Source organism: Ensifer sp. Root278, from assembly GCF_001429285.1.
Taxonomy (GTDB): domain Bacteria; phylum Pseudomonadota; class Alphaproteobacteria; order Rhizobiales; family Rhizobiaceae; genus Ensifer.
In genome coordinates, this window is the sequence record NZ_LMJJ01000001.1 from 373,434 (window position 1) to 388,834 (window position 15,401).

At 64.2% G+C, this 15,401-nt stretch carries 13 protein-coding genes; 5 read left to right on the plus strand and 8 right to left on the minus strand.

The window, feature by feature from the left end:
• Nucleotides 1-26 precede the first annotated feature (26 nt).
• The gene (locus ASE60_RS01855) at nt 27-1,220 is read right to left on the minus strand and encodes a DNA recombination protein RmuC (protein ID WP_057248029.1); all 1,194 of its coding nucleotides are present in this window, start codon (nt 1,218-1,220) and stop codon (nt 27-29) included.
• A 150-nt stretch (nt 1,221-1,370) separates the two neighbouring features.
• On the opposite strand from ASE60_RS01855, the gene def reads away from it, so the two are divergent.
• From def to truA, 3 genes are all read left to right on the plus strand, one after another.
• A complete protein-coding gene (gene def / locus ASE60_RS01860; RefSeq protein WP_057248030.1) occupies nt 1,371-1,895 on the plus strand; it encodes a peptide deformylase in 525 nt (174 codons plus the stop codon).
• 181 nt (nt 1,896-2,076) lie between these two features.
• Nucleotides 2,077-3,012, plus strand: a complete 936-nt coding sequence (gene fmt, locus ASE60_RS01865; protein WP_057248031.1) for a methionyl-tRNA formyltransferase — start codon at nt 2,077-2,079, stop codon at nt 3,010-3,012.
• Complete coding sequence (gene truA / locus ASE60_RS01870; protein WP_057248032.1) at nt 3,012-3,755, plus strand: tRNA pseudouridine(38-40) synthase TruA; 744 nt, start codon at nt 3,012-3,014, stop codon at nt 3,753-3,755. Before fmt ends, truA begins: the two co-directional genes overlap by 1 nt.
• A 119-nt stretch (nt 3,756-3,874) precedes the next feature.
• On the opposite strand, the gene ASE60_RS01875 is transcribed toward truA, so the two are convergent.
• The 5 genes from ASE60_RS01875 to ASE60_RS01895 all read right to left on the minus strand — a co-directional run bounded on the left by ASE60_RS01875 (nt 3,875) and on the right by ASE60_RS01895 (nt 11,286).
• Entirely contained in the window at nt 3,875-4,471 is a 597-nt protein-coding gene (locus ASE60_RS01875; protein ID WP_057248033.1) for a hypothetical protein, read from the minus strand.
• Nucleotides 4,458-5,651 carry a succinyl-diaminopimelate desuccinylase gene (gene dapE, locus ASE60_RS01880; protein ID WP_057248034.1) on the minus strand — a complete coding sequence of 398 codons (1,194 nt, stop codon included), beginning with the start codon at nt 5,649-5,651 and terminating at the stop codon, nt 4,458-4,460. Before dapE ends, ASE60_RS01875 begins: the two co-directional genes overlap by 14 nt.
• Nucleotides 5,652-5,858: 207 nt before the next feature.
• A complete protein-coding gene (locus ASE60_RS01885; protein ID WP_057248035.1) occupies nt 5,859-9,044 on the minus strand; it encodes an efflux RND transporter permease subunit in 3,186 nt (1,061 codons plus the stop codon).
• Between the two features lie 130 nt (nt 9,045-9,174).
• Nucleotides 9,175-10,377 carry an efflux RND transporter periplasmic adaptor subunit gene (locus ASE60_RS01890; protein ID WP_057248036.1) on the minus strand — a complete coding sequence of 401 codons (1,203 nt, stop codon included), beginning with the start codon at nt 10,375-10,377 and terminating at the stop codon, nt 9,175-9,177.
• An 84-nt stretch (nt 10,378-10,461) separates the two neighbouring features.
• Entirely contained in the window at nt 10,462-11,286 is an 825-nt protein-coding gene (locus tag ASE60_RS01895) for an alpha/beta hydrolase fold domain-containing protein (RefSeq protein ID WP_057248037.1), read from the minus strand.
• 140 nt (nt 11,287-11,426) lie between these two features.
• Between ASE60_RS01895 and ASE60_RS01900 the strand changes: the two genes are divergently transcribed.
• Nucleotides 11,427-12,338, plus strand: a complete 912-nt coding sequence (locus ASE60_RS01900) for a LysR family transcriptional regulator (protein ID WP_057248038.1) — start codon at nt 11,427-11,429, stop codon at nt 12,336-12,338.
• A gap of 3 nt (nt 12,339-12,341) precedes the next feature.
• Here ASE60_RS01900 and ASE60_RS01905 read toward each other — a convergent pair whose 3' ends face one another.
• Complete coding sequence (locus ASE60_RS01905; RefSeq protein WP_244495505.1) at nt 12,342-12,692, minus strand: helix-turn-helix domain-containing protein; 351 nt, start codon at nt 12,690-12,692, stop codon at nt 12,342-12,344.
• A 133-nt stretch (nt 12,693-12,825) separates the two neighbouring features.
• Between ASE60_RS01905 and ASE60_RS01910 the strand changes: the two genes are divergently transcribed.
• A complete protein-coding gene (locus ASE60_RS01910) occupies nt 12,826-13,143 on the plus strand; it encodes a multidrug efflux SMR transporter (RefSeq protein WP_057248250.1) in 318 nt (105 codons plus the stop codon).
• A 91-nt stretch (nt 13,144-13,234) separates the two neighbouring features.
• Here ASE60_RS01910 and ASE60_RS01915 read toward each other — a convergent pair whose 3' ends face one another.
• Nucleotides 13,235-15,205 (minus strand): DEAD/DEAH box helicase, encoded by a 1,971-nt coding sequence (locus tag ASE60_RS01915; RefSeq protein WP_057248040.1) that lies wholly within the window; start codon nt 15,203-15,205, stop codon nt 13,235-13,237.
• Nucleotides 15,206-15,401: the final 196 nt, after the last annotated feature.

Consider the following 15,401-nt stretch of genomic DNA (forward strand, 5'->3'; position numbering starts at 1 on the left):
AGTGGGCCGGAGAGTGCCCGACAGCCTCAGTCCTCGTCAACCACCCGCAGGCGCAATTGCCCGACGCGGTTGTCGACGGCGGCACGCGGATCGCTTGCTTCTTGCGTCCCGCCTTCGGCTTGAAGTTCGAGCGCCTCGATCTTGGCGCCGCGCCGCGTGAGCTTGCTGGACGAAATCAGAATATCCTCGACGTCCTTCTGGCTCATGGCGAAATGGCCCTGAAGCTTGCGCACGCGCTCGTCGAGACGGCTGAGGTCCTCCATCAGCCTGGCTACTTCACCCTGGATCAGATGCGCCTGCTCGCGCATGCGCGCATCCTTGAGGATCGCCTGGATCACCTGGATCGACAAGAGCAGCAGCGACGGCGAGACGATGACGATCCGCTGGCGATGCGCCTTCTGCACGATCGCTTCGAAATGCTCGTGGATTTCGGCGAAGATCGATTCCGATGGCACGAAGAGGAAGGCGGTGTCCTGTGTCTCTCCGGGGATCAGGTATTTGCTGGCGATATCGCGCACATGGGTTTCCATGTCGCGGCGGAAGAGTTGCGCGATCTGTTGGCGGCGTTCCGCATTCGGGGCATCCCGCATCGCGTTCCAGGCTTCCAGCGGAAATTTCGCGTCGATGACGAGCGCCGGCTGGCCGTTCGGCATGCGGATGGTGCAGTCGGGTCGTGCGCCGTTCGACAGCGTCGTCTGAAATTCAAAGGCGCCCATCGGCAGCCCATCGGCGATGATCGCCTCCATGCGTGACTGGCCGAAGGCGCCGCGCGTCTGCTTGTTTGAAAGGATCGCCTGCAACCCGGCCATGTCCTTGGCCAGCGACTGGATGTTGTTCTGGGCATTGTCGATGACCGCCAGGCGCTCCTGCAGCCGCCTGAGGTTTTCGTGCGTCGCCTTGGTCTGTTCGGTGATCGAAGTGCCGATCCGATGGGTCATGCCGTCGATGCGCTGGCTGAGGGACTGGTTGAGTTCGGCCTGCCGGGCGCCGAACACCTCGGCCATGGCGGCAACCCGCCCCTGCATCTCCGTCTGGGCGGCAAGCAGCATCGCCATCTGTTCCTGCCGCTCCTCGTCGCGGGTATCCCGCCGCCGCGAGAGCGCCATCAGCAGCGCGACTACCACTATCAGGCCGCCGGCGATGGCGAGATGGCCCAGCGTGACCGGCAGAGTGCCGATGAAAAACAATGGCTGGGAAAGGTCGATGGGCGCTGGTTCCATGGTGTAAGCCTAACAGATTCGCGGATGTTTTATAGATCAAAACATGAACATCTGTACCGTGCGGTTAACGCGAGGCCATGGGAAACGGCCGCTGAGGGTGGCAAGGCAATTTTCTTGCACGCCGGTGGAAAGATCGGCTATGGGAGCAGCATGACGATCAAGCCGCTTATCATCCTTCCCGATCCTGTGCTTCGCCAGGTTTCCACGCCGATCGAAACCATCGACGCGGACATCCGCCGTCTGGCCGACGATATGCTCGAAACCATGTATGACGCGCCCGGCATCGGCCTTGCCGCGATCCAGATCGGCGTTGCCAAACGCATGCTGGTGCTCGACGTTTCGAAAGAAGGCGACGACAAGACCCCGCTCGTCTTCATCAATCCCGAGATCGTTGCTTCGTCCGATGAGCGTTCGATCTACGAGGAAGGCTGCCTGTCGATCCCGGACTATTACGCCGAGGTCGAGCGCCCCGCGGCGATCACCGTCAAGCATCTCGACCGTGACGGCAAGGAACAGATGATCGAGGCCGATGGCCTGCTCGCCACCTGCCTGCAGCATGAGATCGATCACCTGAACGGCGTGCTGTTCATCGATCACATCTCCAAGCTCAAGCGCGACATGGTGATCCGCAAGTTCACCAAGGCCGCCAAGACGCGCGGTGCGAAGGCGATCTGACGCCGACCACGCAAGCGGTCGCGAACAGATCGCGCGATGGCACGATTTGAGGGCGGGGATCCACCGAGCAATCCCAGGAAAGCGTGAAACGGTTTTCCGCCCGGGGTTGTCCTGTTTCAGAGAATGAGATCATTTCGCTGTTTCCCCGCATGAAGTGATCTGAAAGGACGGAGTTACCGCCTTGTCACTTCGCATCATCTTCATGGGTACGCCGGAGTTTTCGGTGCCGACGCTGGCGGCGCTTGCCGAGGCTGGCCACCAGATTGTTGCCGCCTATACGCAGCCGCCGCGGCCGGGCGGCCGACGCGGGCTCGATCTGCAGAAGTCGCCGGTGCACCAGGCGGCCGAGCTGCTCGGCATCCCCGTGCTGACGCCGGTCAACTTCACGGACGAGCCGGATCGCCAGACCTTCCGCGACTTCGACGCCGATGTCGCCGTCGTCGTCGCCTATGGCCTGCTTCTGCCCGAGGCGATCCTCACCGGCACCAAATACGGCTGCTACAACGGCCATGCTTCGCTGCTGCCGCGCTGGCGGGGTGCTGCCCCCATCCAGCGCGCCATCATGGCCGGCGATCATGAGACCGGCATGATGGTGATGAAGATGGACAAGGGGCTCGATACCGGCCCCGTCGCCCTCACCAAGGCCGTCCAGATCGGCGAGACGATGACGGCGGGCGAATTGCACGACCGGCTGATGCAGGTCGGTGCGACGCTGATGAAAGAGGCGATGGCCAAGCTTGCGGCCGGCGATCTGCCGCTGACCGCGCAGCCCGACGAGGGCGTCGTCTATGCGGCGAAGATCAGCAAGGCGGAAACCCGCATCGACTTTGCCCGCAGCGCTCGCGAGGTGCATGATCATATTCGCGGCCTGTCGCCATTCCCGGGTGCGTGGTTCGAGCTCGAAATCGCCGGCAAGCCGGAACGTATCAAGGTTCTGAATTCCGAGCCGGCATCGGGTGCCGGCGAGCCCGGCACGGCGCTTGACGACAATCTCACGATTGCCTGCGCCGAGGGTGCGGTTCGGCTCACGCGCCTGCAGCGCGCCGGCGGCAAGGCGCTCGGCGCCGCCGACTTCCTGCGCGGAACGCCGGTCGCGTCCGGCACGAGGGTCGGCTGATGCCGCGGTTCAAGCTGACCGTCGAATATGACGGCTCCGACTATGTCGGCTGGCAGCGGCAGGACAACGGCCAATCCGTGCAAGGGGCGATCGAAAAGGCGGTGCTGTCCTTGACCGGCGAGACCGTTTCGATCCGCGGCGCCGGCCGCACCGATTCCGGCGTGCATGCCAGTGGCCAGGTCATGCATGTCGATCTGACGCGCCCGTGGAAGCCCTATACGCTGCGCAACGCGCTGAACGCGCATCTGGGGCTTGCGGGTGAGCGTGTGGCGATCCTCGAAGCCGAGGAAACGTCGCCGGAGTTCGACGCGCGTTTCTCGGCGCTGCGCCGGCACTATCTCTACCGCATCATTTCCCGGCCGGCGCCGCTGGCGCTAGAAGCCAGGCGCGCCTGGTGGGTGCCAAAGCCGCTCGACCACGCGGCGATGCACGAAGGCGCGCAACGTCTAGTCGGCCACCATGACTTCACCACGTTCCGCTCCGCCCATTGCCAGGCAGCGAGCCCGGTGCGCACCCTCGATCGGCTGGATGTCGCGCTCGTCGCCGGTGTCATCGAAATCCGCGCCACGGCGCAGAGCTTCCTGCACAACCAGATCCGCTCCTTTGCCGGTTCGTTGAAGCTGGTGGGCGAGGGGAAGTGGACGCCGGACGACCTGCAGGCCGCACTCGAAGCGCACGATCGCAAGGCCTGTGGCCCCGTGGCCCCGCCCGACGGGCTCTATTTCCTGCAAGTGGATTATTGATCGCCGGCTGATCCCGGGCTCCAAGCGTGTCTCGATCTTCAGATTCGCTCGCGCTTTGAGTCCTTGAAATTCCGCATGTCGTTATCGCAAAACCGCTGCGCACTTTTGCGCGACATGCGCTAGCCCGGGATCAGGCCGAAGAAGCGCTGCAGGAGATCACCGATCATCATCGACGGCAGCAGGAAGAGCGCCGTCAGCGCCGAGGCAAGCAGGGTCTGGCTGCCGGTAATCATGCGCAGGAGCCGGAAAAGCACCGCGACGCTGACGACGAGCAGCGCCAGCCAGATCAGGCTCGTCAGGCCCTGGCTTCCCGGAATGATCAGGCGGATGGCGGCGGGAATGGCCATCGCATAGGAAAGCGGGACGGAGAGCCAGTTGGTGGTGACGACGATGGGCACCACGGCCCCGGCAAAGCCGAGCGGGCGCGACAGAGTGGCGATCAGCACCAGCGGCAGCAGCCAACTGACGAGATCGACGACCAGAAGCTTGAAGATGAAACCGATGCCGATGGTCGTTCCGGCAGGCATCGCCGAGAGATAATAGAACCGCCAGGACGCCCATGTGACGGCGATCGCCGGCAGGCACCAGAGCATGGAGGTGAAGGAGCGCCAGAGGCCGCTCTCACTGAAATCCAGCCAGCGGAATCCCTCCTCTTTGCCCTGCGCCAAGAGCCAGAGGCCCTTGATATAGGCAAGCACCTCATCAAGCAGCGGCATGGCCGAACCAGCTGAAAATGAAGGTTTCATAGATATTCGTCAGCGTCTCGAGGTCGGCGACGGCGACGCGCTCGTCGACCATATGCATGGTCTGGCCGACCAGACCGAATTCGACCACCGGGCAATAGTCCTTGATGAAGCGCGCATCCGAAGTGCCACCCGTGGTCGACAGCTTCGGCTGCCGGCCGGTGACAGCCTCGACCGCGCCCGAAAGAGAATCGATCAGCGCATTGTTGCGCGTCAGGAACACGTGGCTCGGGCGCTCGGCCCAGGTGATCTCGTAGCGGACGGGCGCGCGGTCCGGGCGCAGGCTGCCGGCGGCTGCGGCACGGTCGAGCCGCGCGACGATCTCCGCCATCAGGCTTTCCGCCGTCCAGGTGTCGTTGAAGCGGATGTTGAAGGCGGCACTCGCCTTGGCCGGAATGACGTTGACGGCGCCATTGCCGACATCGATCGTCGTCACCTCAAGGTTCGATGCCTGGAAACTCTCGGTGCCGTTGTCGAAGGGCGGATCCATCAGCGCCTGGGTCAGTTGCAGGATGCCGCGCACCGGATTGTCGGCAAGGTGCGGATAGGCGGCATGGCCCTGCACGCCATTGACGGTGATGCGGCCGGAGAGCGAGCCGCGCCGGCCGATCTTGATCATGTCGCCGAGATGGTCCGGATTGGTCGGTTCGCCGACGAGGCAGGCGTCCCAGCGCTCGCCCTTGTCGGCCGCCCATTGCAAGAGCTTGGTGGTGCCATTGATTGCCGGCCCCTCTTCGTCACCGGTGATGAGGAAGGAAACCGAGCCTTTCGGGAGCCCATGTTTTTCGATGTGGCGGGCGATCGCCGCCACGAAGCAGGCGATGCCGCCCTTCATGTCGACGGCGCCGCGGCCGTACATCTCATCACCGGCGATGTCGGCCGAGAACGGGCCGTGGCTCCATGCGGCTTCGTCGCCGACGGGCACGACGTCGGTGTGGCCGGCGAACATCAGGTGCGGGCCTTCCGTTCCGAGCCGGGCATAGAGGTTCTCGATATCGGGCGTGCCGACGTCCTTCGCCACCACGCGATCGACCGCAAAGCCGAGCGGCTTCAGCATCGCCTCAAGGGCGGAAAGCGCTCCGCCTTCGGCTGGGGTGACAGAGGGGCAGCGAATGAGGGTGGCGAGATTGGCGATCGGATCGGTGGGGGTCATCTAACGCTATGCCGTCTGCTTGGCCGCTGGGGCCAATGGAATGGAGGCTGCTGGTTTATCCGATCGCCAGCGAACTGTCACGCGGGATGGGGAACTGTCACGCGGGGATGCAATGCGGCGCCGCGCCTGGGCGGAGGCGCGACGCCGCAGCGTCAGCGGGCCGGGATGGATCCGGCCCGCGTGAAGAGTGTAACGGGTAGAAGGGCCCTATTCTCCGGGTGCGAGATGCGGCGCTTCGATATGGGCTCCGGCGTGCTTCAGAGGCCGCTCGCCGGTAAGCTTGCGGATCAGCACGTAGAAGACCGGCGTCATGAAGATGCCGAAGGCGGTGACGCCGATCATGCCGGCAAAGACCGCGACACCCATGGCCGAGCGCATTTCCGCACCGGCCCCCGTGGACGTGACCAGCGGCACGACGCCCATGATGAAGGCCATCGAGGTCATCAGGATCGGACGAAGACGCAGCCGGCTCGCCTCGATCGCGGCCTTGACCGGGGTGCTGCCCGACAGTTCGAGTTCGCGGGCGAACTCGACGATCAGGATGGCGTTCTTCGCCGAAAGGCCGACCAGCACGATCAGGCCGATCTGGGTGAAGACGTTGTTGTCGCCTCCCGTCAGCCAGACGCCCACCAGCGCCGCCATGATGCCCATTGGTACGATCAGGATGATCGAGATCGGTAGCGTCAAGCTTTCATACTGGGCCGCAAGCACGAGATAGACCAGCAGCAGTGCCAGCGGGAAGACCAGGATACCGGAATTGCCGGCCAGGATCTGCTGGTAGGTGAGATCGGTCCACTCGTAGCCGATGCCGGGCGGCAGGGTTTCGGCGGCGATCTTCTCGATGGCTGCCTGCGCCTGGCCGGACGAGAACCCCGGAGCCGGGCCGCCGTTGATGTCGGCCGACAGGAAGCCGTTATAGCGGATCGCCCGTTCGGCGCCGACGGTCTGCTCGACCTTCAACAGTGCCGACAGCGGGATCATCTCGCCGGTCTGCGAACGCACCTTCAGCTTGCCGATGTCGTCGGCATGGCTGCGGTAGTTGGCATCCGCCTGGATGCGCACGCTGTAGGTGCGGCCGAAGGCGTTGAAGTCGTTGACATAGAGCGAGCCCAGGTAGATCTGCAGCGTCTCGAAGACGTCGGTGACCGCCACGCCGAGCTGGCGCGCCTTGACACGGTCGAGGTCGGCATAGAGCTGCGGCACGTTGATCTGGAAGCTCGAATAGAGCCCGGCCAGCTCAGGCGTCTGATAGGCCTTAGCAAGGAACGCCTTGGTCGCCTCGTCGAGCGCCTGGTAGCCGAGGCCATTCTTGTCCTCGAGCTGCAGCTTGAAACCGCCTGTTGTGCCGAGGCCCTGCACGGGCGGCGGCGGGAACATGGCGATGAAGGCATCCTGGATCGCGCCGAATTCCTGGTTGAGCTGCATGGCGATCGCACCGCCGGACAGTTCGGGCGTCTTGCGTTCCTCGAAGGGTTTCAGGGCGACGAAGACGATGCCGGAGTTCGACGAGTTGGTGAAGCCGTTGATCGACAGGCCCGGGAAGGCGATGGCGTTCTTGACGCCCGGATGCTTGAGCGCAATCTCGCTCATGCGCTTGATCACGTCTTCCGAGCGGTCGAGCGTTGCCCCATCCGGAAGCTGGGCGAAGCCGATCAGATACTGCTTGTCCTGGGCCGGCACGAAGCCGCCGGGGATGGCGCGGAACAGCGTGAAGGTGACGCCGAGCAACAGGACATAGACGACCATGATCAGCGACTTGCGCGTCAGGATCCGGCCGACGCCGCGGCCATAGGCCCCCGAGCTTGCCCCGAAGAAGCGGTTGAAGCCGCGGAAGAACCACCCGAAGGCCTTGTCCATCGCCCGCGTCAGCCAATCCTTCGGCGCGTGATGGTCCTTCAAGAGAAGGGCGGCCAGCGCCGGAGACAGCGTCAGCGAGTTGAGAGCAGAGATGACAGTCGAGATCGCGATCGTCAGCGCGAACTGGCGATAGAACTGGCCGGTGAGGCCGGTGATGAAGGCAAGCGGCACGAAGACGGCGACGAGCACCAGCGCAATCGCGATGATCGGGCCGGAGACCTCCTGCATGGCGCGATAGGTCGCCTGAACCGGCGACAGGCCCTGCTCGATGTTGCGTTCGACGTTTTCCACCACCACGATCGCGTCGTCGACGACGATGCCGATTGCAAGCACCAGGCCGAAGAGGCTGAGCGCGTTGATCGAGAAGCCGAAGACATACATCACCGCGAAGGTGCCGACGATCGAGACCGGCACGGCGACGAGCGGGATGATCGAGGCGCGCCAGGTCTGCAGGAAGATGATGACGACAAGTACCACGAGCGCGATCGCTTCGAGCAGGGTATGGATAACCGACTCGATCGAGGCGCGCACGAATTGGGTCGTATCGTAGACGATCTCGTAGTCGACGCCTTCGGGCATGGTGAGCTTCAGCTCGGCCATGGCCTTGTGCACGTTTTCGGAGATCTGGATCGCGTTCGAGCCCGGGGCCTGGAAAATGCCCATGCCGACCGCTGGCTTGTTGTCGAGCAGCGAGCGCAGCGAGTAGTCGGCAGCGCCCATCTCGACGCGGGCGACGTCGCCAAGGCGGGTCACTTCGCCCTCGGCGCCGGATTTGACGACGATGTTGGCGAAATCCTCAGGCGTCTGCAGACGGCCTTGAGCGTTGACGGAAAGCTGCAGGTCGAGGCCGGGCACGGAGGGCGAGGCGCCGATGACGCCGGCGGCCGCCTGGACGTTCTGACCGCGCACCGCATTGGCGATGTCGCTTGCGGCAAGACCGCGCTCGGCGGCCTTCTGCGGGTCGATCCAGACGCGCATCGAATAGTCGCCGCCGCCGAAGATCTGCACCTGGCCGACGCCGTCGATGCGGGCCAGCCGATCCTTGACGTTCAGCACACCGTAGTTGCGCAGATAGTTGATGTCATATTGCCCGTTCGGCGAGATCAGGTGCACGACCAGCGTCAGGTCTGGCGAGCTCTTGACGGTGGTGACGCCGAGGCGGCGCACTTCCTCAGGCAACCGCGGCTCGGCCTGCGAGACGCGGTTCTGCACGAGCTGCTGGGCCTGATCGGGATCGGTGCCGAGTTCGAAGGTGACCGTCAGAGTCATCAGGCCGTCGGCGGTCGCCTGGCTCTGCATGTAGAGCATGCCTTCGACGCCGTTGATCTGTTCTTCGAGCGGTGTCGCCACCGTCTCGGCGATAACGGCTGGGTTGGCGCCCGGATACTGCGCGCGCACGACGATCTGCGGCGGCACGACTTCGGGATATTCGGAGATCGGCAGACCGGTCATGCCGATCAGGCCGGCCACGAAGATCAGGACCGAAAGAACGCCCGCGAAGACCGGGCGGTCGACGAAGAAGCGTGAGAAATTCATGGTATCCCCCTTGGGACGAGTTCGCGCAGACGGCGGGTGTCCCGCGGCGAAAGGTGTCGCCGCGCGGCGCTGTCTGCTGAGTGATGCCTAGGCCGGCCGCCTCTTCACACCAGGCGAAGAGGCACCTGGATTACTTGGCGATCGAGGCAGTCGTTTCCTCGACCTGCTGCGGCGCCACGACAACGCCGGGGCGAACCCGCTGCAGGCCGTTGACGACGATGTTCTCGCCAGACTTCAGGCCGCTTTCGACGATCCGCAGACCATCGGAATTCGGCCCGAGTTTCACCTGGCGATACTCGACCTTGTTGTCGGTGCCGACGACGAAGACGAACTTCTTGTCCTGGTCGGAGCCGATGGCGCGGTCGCTGATAACGAGCTTTTCCTCGGGATCCGGCTCGCCGATGCGGATGCGGACGAACTGGCCAGAGATCAGCTTGCCGTCGGCGTTTTCGAGCGCTGCACGCACCCGGATCGTGCCGGTTGCCGCATCCACCTCGTTGTTGATGAGCTGGATATGGCCCGTGATCGGCGTGCCCTCGTCCGCGGCGGTGCCGACCTGGACCGGAAGGCGCTCGATCGCGTCGCCGCCTGCCGAGGAGGCAAGTTTGGCGAGTGCGGTCGTGACCACCTCTTCGCTGGCGTTGAAGCTCGCATAGATCGGATCGACCGAGACGAGTGTCGTCAGCACCGGCGAGGCAGAGCCTGCGGCGACCAGGTTGCCGGCGGTGACGTCGAGCCGGCCGACGCGGCCGGAAATCGGCGCCCGCACCTCCGTATATTGCAGGTCGAGTTCGGCGGTGCGCAGCGCCGCCTTGGCCGAGCGCACTTCGGCTTGAGCTTCGTCATAGGCGCTGGAGCGCTGGTCGACGCTGCTCTGCGGCACGGCGCTGGTGGTCACCAGCTTGCGGCCGCGCTCGAGTTCGATCTTGGCAAGCGCGACGCGCGCTTCGGCTGCCTCGACCTGGGCCTTCGCCCGTTCGACGGCCGCGGCATAGGGCTCGGGATCGATCGTTACCAAGAGATCGCCCTGCTTGACGAGCGCGCCTTCGCGGAAATGCCCCTTGAGAATGGCGCCGCCGACGCGCGGGCGAACCTCGACGCGCTCGATCGCTTCGAGCCGGCCGGAGAATTCCTCCCAGGTGGTGATACGCTTGGACTGCGCCCGCGACACCGAGACCGGCACGGCCGGAGGTGGCGCCGCGGCGGTCTCGGTTGCAGCGTCGGCCTCGAAATGCTGCGGCAGGCCGAGCATGACGGCACCACCGCCGGCGACAGACAAAAGGATACTCAGGCCGGCGCCCCAGAGGGCCCGACGGGTCACTATCGATGTCATCTTTTCTCTCCTTGCCGGTTGGGAGCCGGCGCGTTGCTTTCGATGTCAGACAAGGTGAAGGGGCTGGGTGACCGCCGCTCTCGTCTAACGCACCGTCATTTCCGCCGGCTTCGCCCCCGTCTTCTGGAAGAATCGGGAGAAGATGCCGGTAATTTCTTCCTGCTGTGCCGCCCAGTTTTCCTTGGCGACCGTATTCTGCGGCAGCCATCCGGCTCGTCCCGGCAGGACGTGAGATTCAACCGACACGCCGGCCTGACGCAGGCGTTTGGCGTAGGCTTCGGTTTCGTCGCGCATCGGACACTCCTCGCTGGTCAGGATCAGCGAAGGCACGAGGCCGGCGAGCCGCGTGCAGTGGGCCGGCGCGGCGTAAGGATGCGTGAAGCCGCCGCTTTGCCCGAGGTAGCGCTGCCAGCCGTCGGCGATCGATTGCGCCGAGGACTGCGGACAGTATTGCCGGAACGATTCCGTCGCCAGGCAAGGGTCGAGCATCGGCGACAAAAGAATCTGACCCTTGAGGTCGGTCAGATACTGGTCACGCGCCATCAGCGCGGCGCCGGCGGCAACATTGCCGCCCGCCTCTTCGCCGGCCACGAACAGCGACGATTTCTTGTGCGCGAACTGTGGGCAGCGCGAGCGCATCGACGACAGCATGGCGTAGGCGACATCGAGCGCCGCGGGAAACGGATTGAGGCAAGCTGTGGAATATTCCGGCGAGATCACCACCGCTCCAGCCGCCGCAAGCGCCTCGGCGACGCGCTCACCGGCGGCGATCGTTCCGCCCATGAAGGAGCCGCCATGCAGGTGCAGCACGATCGGCGGCGGATTGAGCAAAGCTTCGCCGCGGTAGACGCGTGCCGCGCAGCAGCCTTGGCCGGTCTGCATCGTCTCCACCTTGAACAGTTCGCCCATCTCTCTTGCCTTCGGCCCGAGCTCAACCCACATGTGGCGACAACACGCCACGGTAGGAGAATAACATTGTCTTCTGTCTGGAATAGTCTTTTCAAACTGACTACACTATTCGTATTCTCGAACAATTATGGCTCTTGAAAATGGACCAGCTCACGGCCATGCGTGCGTTCCTCCGGGTCGTCGAAACCGGAAACTTTACCCGCGCCTCCGCTTCGCTGAATATGCCCAAGGCGACCCTCACCAATCTCATTCAGGGGTTGGAAGCGCATCTGCGCACAAAACTTTTGAACCGCACCACCCGCCGGGTGCTGGTGACGCCGGATGGCGCGCTCTACTACGAGCGGGCCGCTCGGTTGCTGACCGATCTCGATGAACTCGACGGCAGCCTGTCGAGCGCCCAGAGTTTGCCGAAGGGGCGATTGCGTGTCGAGACGGCGGGCGCCTTTGCCAATCTGATCATCGTTCCAGCGCTTCCTGAGTTCAATCGGAAGTATCCGGACATCCAGATCGACCTCGGCGTTTCCGATCGCACCGTCGACTATCTCGCGGAGAACGTCGATTGCGCCATCCGTGGCGGCGCACTGACGGATCAGTCGCTGATCGCCCGACGCATTACAGAGATGAAATTCGTCACCTGCGCCTCGCCGGAATATCTCAAGCGGCACGCAATGCCGCAGCATCCTTCCGATCTCGCGAAGAATTGCTCCGTTGTCGGCTATTTCATGCCGAAGACCGGCCAGCCGATGCCCTACCAGTTCCGCCGCGGCAACGAAGAGATGGAGGTCCAGGGTCGTTACAGCGTCGCGGCAAACGAGGCGACGACCTATCTTGCTGCCGCGCGCGCCGGATTGGGTGTCATCCAGGTGCCGCTCTTCATGGTCCGCGACGATCTGCGGGCCGGCACCATGGTTCCGGTGCTCAGCGACTGGCAGATCGATCCGGAGCCGGTCTATCTTGTCTATCCGCCGAACCGCCACTTGAGCAGTCGCCTGCGCGTCTTTGCCGACTGGGTGGTGAAGGTGGTCGCCCAGTCGCAACTCGACGCGGAGTGAGCCTCACTTGTCTCGTTCGGCGTCGTAGCGCTCGCGGGCCACATCCAGCGCGCCGAAATGCGTCTCGGCCCAACGATCGAGCACCAGCAAGGTTTCGCTGAGTGAGCGGCCGATCGGGCTCAAGCTGTATTCCACATGCGGCGGCACGGTCTTCTTGTCCTCGCGGACAACCAGGCCGTTGCGCTCCAGCTCCTTCAGCGTCTGCGTCAGCATCTTCTGCGAGATGTCGCCGAGCCGGCGCATCAGCGCGGCATTGCGCATCGGCCCACCTTCGAGCGCCGAGATAATGAGCATCGGCCATTTGCCGGCGATCAGCTCCAGCGCGTGGCGTGACGAGCAGGTTGGATCGAACACGTCAGGGATCGAGGCTGCGGGCGCTTTCGCCGGGCTTTCCGGATTTTCCATAGTTACCAAAAGGTGCGTAATTGTTATTTGGTGCCTACTCTACCAGATTGTGAACCATGTGAGAATTCCGATGGAGACGAACATGGCATGGATCATTCTGATAGCGGCGAGCCTCGTCGAGATCGTCATGGGGCTGGCGCTGAAATACGCCGAGGGCTGGACGAAACTGGTGCCTAGCGCGATCGGCATCGCGGCAGCGCTCGGCAGCGTCTATCTCCTGACGATCGCCATGCGAGACCTGCCGGCAGGCACAGCCTACGCCGCCTGGACCGGCATCGGCTCGGTCGGCATCACTGTGCTCGGCATCGTGCTCTTCGGCGACCCGATCTCCTGGATGCGCATCACCTGCATCGCGATGATCATCGTCGCCGTCGCCGGCCTTCGCTTCCTGGAAGCCTGAGACCACATCGTTCGCAACCCTGCTCACGAAAAAAGCGCCGCGATCCGATCGCGGCGCTTTTTAATTGACTGAGAACTCTGCCGGTGTCGGCTTAGCCCTGGCGGTTCTTGGCGTTGCCCTTGGGCTTGGTTTTGGGCTTGAAGCCGCCGTCCTTGCTGGCGTCCGGCTTGCCCTTCTTCTTGTTGTTCCAGGGCTTGTCGGCACCCTTGGCCGGCGGCCGGTCCTCGGTATGGGCCGGTCCATCGGAATAGGCGGCCTTCTTTTCGAACTTCCGCTTCGGCTTGAAGTCGCCGCGATCATCGCTCCGCACAGCATCGTCGGAATAGGGGCGCTTCTTGGCAAAGCCCGGCTTGTCCTTGGAGAAGTTTGGTTTGTCCTTGGAGTAACTCGGCTTTTCCTGACGCTGCTGCGAAAGGTCAGGCGCGCCAGCGAGCGGCTTCACCCGAATGCCTTTCTCCAGCATCTTGTCCTTGCCGATGGCCGACAGGAACCGTTCGGCACCCTCGGAGGTCATCTCGACGAAGGTTTCCTCCTGCTGCATGCGGATCGCGCCGATGTCGCGCTTCGTCAGCTTGCCGTGGCGGCAGAGCATCGGGATCAGCCAGCGCGGCTCGGCGCTCTGCTTGCGGCCGACCGAAAGCGAGAACCAGCTGCCGTCGCTGAAGTCCGCCCGTTCGGCGCCGAAGTCCTCGCGCGGTGCACGGTCATCGCGCGGTGCGCGTTCGTCGCGGCGCGGCTTGGCGCCGACAGTAACTTCGATCAGGTCTTCCGGGGCTGAGCGTCCCGAGCGGAACTGGCGCACAAAGGCAGCGGCCATCTGTTCAGCACCGTGGCGTTCGATGAGCGCTGCGACGATCGCCTCCTCGTCCTCGCGGATCGGCTCGGCAAAGCTGGTGTCGGCAAGCAGGCGCTCGTCGTCACGCTGGCTGACCTCGTCGGCCGACGGTGGCCGCGCCCATGTCGCGGTGATCCGTCCGCCGTCGAGCAAGCGCTCGGCCTTGCGGCGCTGGTTGACCGGCACGATCAGCGCGCTCACCCCCTTCTGGCCGGCGCGTCCGGTTCGGCCGCTGCGGTGCAGCAGCGTTTCCGAGTTGGTCGGCAGGTCGGCGTGGATGACCAGTTCGAGGCCCGGCAGGTCGATGCCGCGGGCGGCGACGTCGGTGGCGATGCAGACACGGGCGCGGCCGTCGCGCATGGCCTGCAGCGCGTGGGTGCGTTCGTTCTGGCTGAGTTCGCCCGAGAGCGCCACCACCGAGAAGCCGCGGTTGTTGAAGCGGGCGGTCAGGTGGTTGACCGCGGCGCGGGTCGAACAGAAGACGATCGCGTTTCTGGCCTCATAGTAGCGCAGCACGTTGATGATCGCGTTCTCGCGATCGTTCGGCGCCACCGTCAGGGCGCGATATTCGATGTCGACATGCTGCTTCTGTTCGGAAGCGGTGCTGATGCGCACGGCGTCGCGCTGGTAGTTCTTGGCAAGCGTCGCGATCGATTTCGGCACGGTTGCCGAGAACATCAGCGTGCGGCGGTCATCGGGGGATTCCTCGAGAATGAATTCGAGGTCCTCGCGGAAGCCGAGGTCGAGCATCTCGTCGGCCTCGTCGAGCACGATGGCGCGCAGCGAGGAAATGTCGAGCGAGTTGCGGCGGATATGGTCGCAAAGACGTCCGGGCGTGCCGACGACGATGTGCGCGCCGCGTTCCAGCGCCCGCTTCTCGGTACGCATGTCCATACCGCCAACACAGGAAGCGATGGTCGCGCCGGTTTGTTCGTAGAGCCATTCGAGCTCGCGCTTCACCTGCAGCGCCAATTCGCGCGTCGGGGCGATCGCCAGCGCCAGCGGTGCGCCGGCCGGGCCGAAGCGGCGCTCGTCACCCAGCAGGGTCGGCGCGAGCGCAAGGCCGAAGGCGACCGTCTTGCCGGAACCGGTCTGCGCCGAGACCAGCGCGTCCCTGTCGGCGAGCTCCGGGTCGCGCATCGCCTTTTGAACCGGCGTCAATTCGTTGTAACCGCGTTTTGCCAACGCCTCGGCGATCGCAGGCGCGATCCCTTCGAATTCAGTCATATCGTGTCTTTCGGATTTCGGTCGTCATGCCCAGGACGATCGGATCGTCATTGGCGCGAATTGCCGTGGCCAGCACGTCGCGGGCCTGTCATGGCGCGCTACATACGCGCTCGCACGGTTCTTGTACAGGGGCGAAGGGTCCAGAGCGGGATGAGGAAAGGTGTGCACGGTTTTCCGCCCGTATCCCGCTCCAACT

Bases quoted from the DNA above. Each gene is read 5' to 3' on its own strand.
- dapE (WP_057248034.1), bottom strand. From the start codon at position 5,651: ATGACCCCCACCGATCCGATCGCCAATCTCGCCACCCTCATTCGCTGC.
- ASE60_RS01910 (WP_057248250.1), top strand. From the start codon at position 12,826: ATGGCATGGATCATTCTGATAGCGGCGAGCCTCGTCGAGATCGTCATG.
- ASE60_RS01890 (WP_057248036.1), bottom strand. From the start codon at position 10,377: ATGACATCGATAGTGACCCGTCGGGCCCTCTGGGGCGCCGGCCTGAGT.
- ASE60_RS01900 (WP_057248038.1), top strand. From the start codon at position 11,427: ATGGACCAGCTCACGGCCATGCGTGCGTTCCTCCGGGTCGTCGAAACC.
- ASE60_RS01855 (WP_057248029.1), bottom strand. From the start codon at position 1,220: ATGGAACCAGCGCCCATCGACCTTTCCCAGCCATTGTTTTTCATCGGC.
- truA (WP_057248032.1), top strand. From the start codon at position 3,012: ATGCCGCGGTTCAAGCTGACCGTCGAATATGACGGCTCCGACTATGTC.
- ASE60_RS01875 (WP_057248033.1), bottom strand. From the start codon at position 4,471: ATGCCGCTGCTTGATGAGGTGCTTGCCTATATCAAGGGCCTCTGGCTC.
- ASE60_RS01915 (WP_057248040.1), bottom strand. From the start codon at position 15,205: ATGACTGAATTCGAAGGGATCGCGCCTGCGATCGCCGAGGCGTTGGCA.
- ASE60_RS01885 (WP_057248035.1), bottom strand. From the start codon at position 9,044: ATGAATTTCTCACGCTTCTTCGTCGACCGCCCGGTCTTCGCGGGCGTT.
- ASE60_RS01895 (WP_057248037.1), bottom strand. From the start codon at position 11,286: ATGGGCGAACTGTTCAAGGTGGAGACGATGCAGACCGGCCAAGGCTGC.
- def (WP_057248030.1), top strand. From the start codon at position 1,371: ATGACGATCAAGCCGCTTATCATCCTTCCCGATCCTGTGCTTCGCCAG.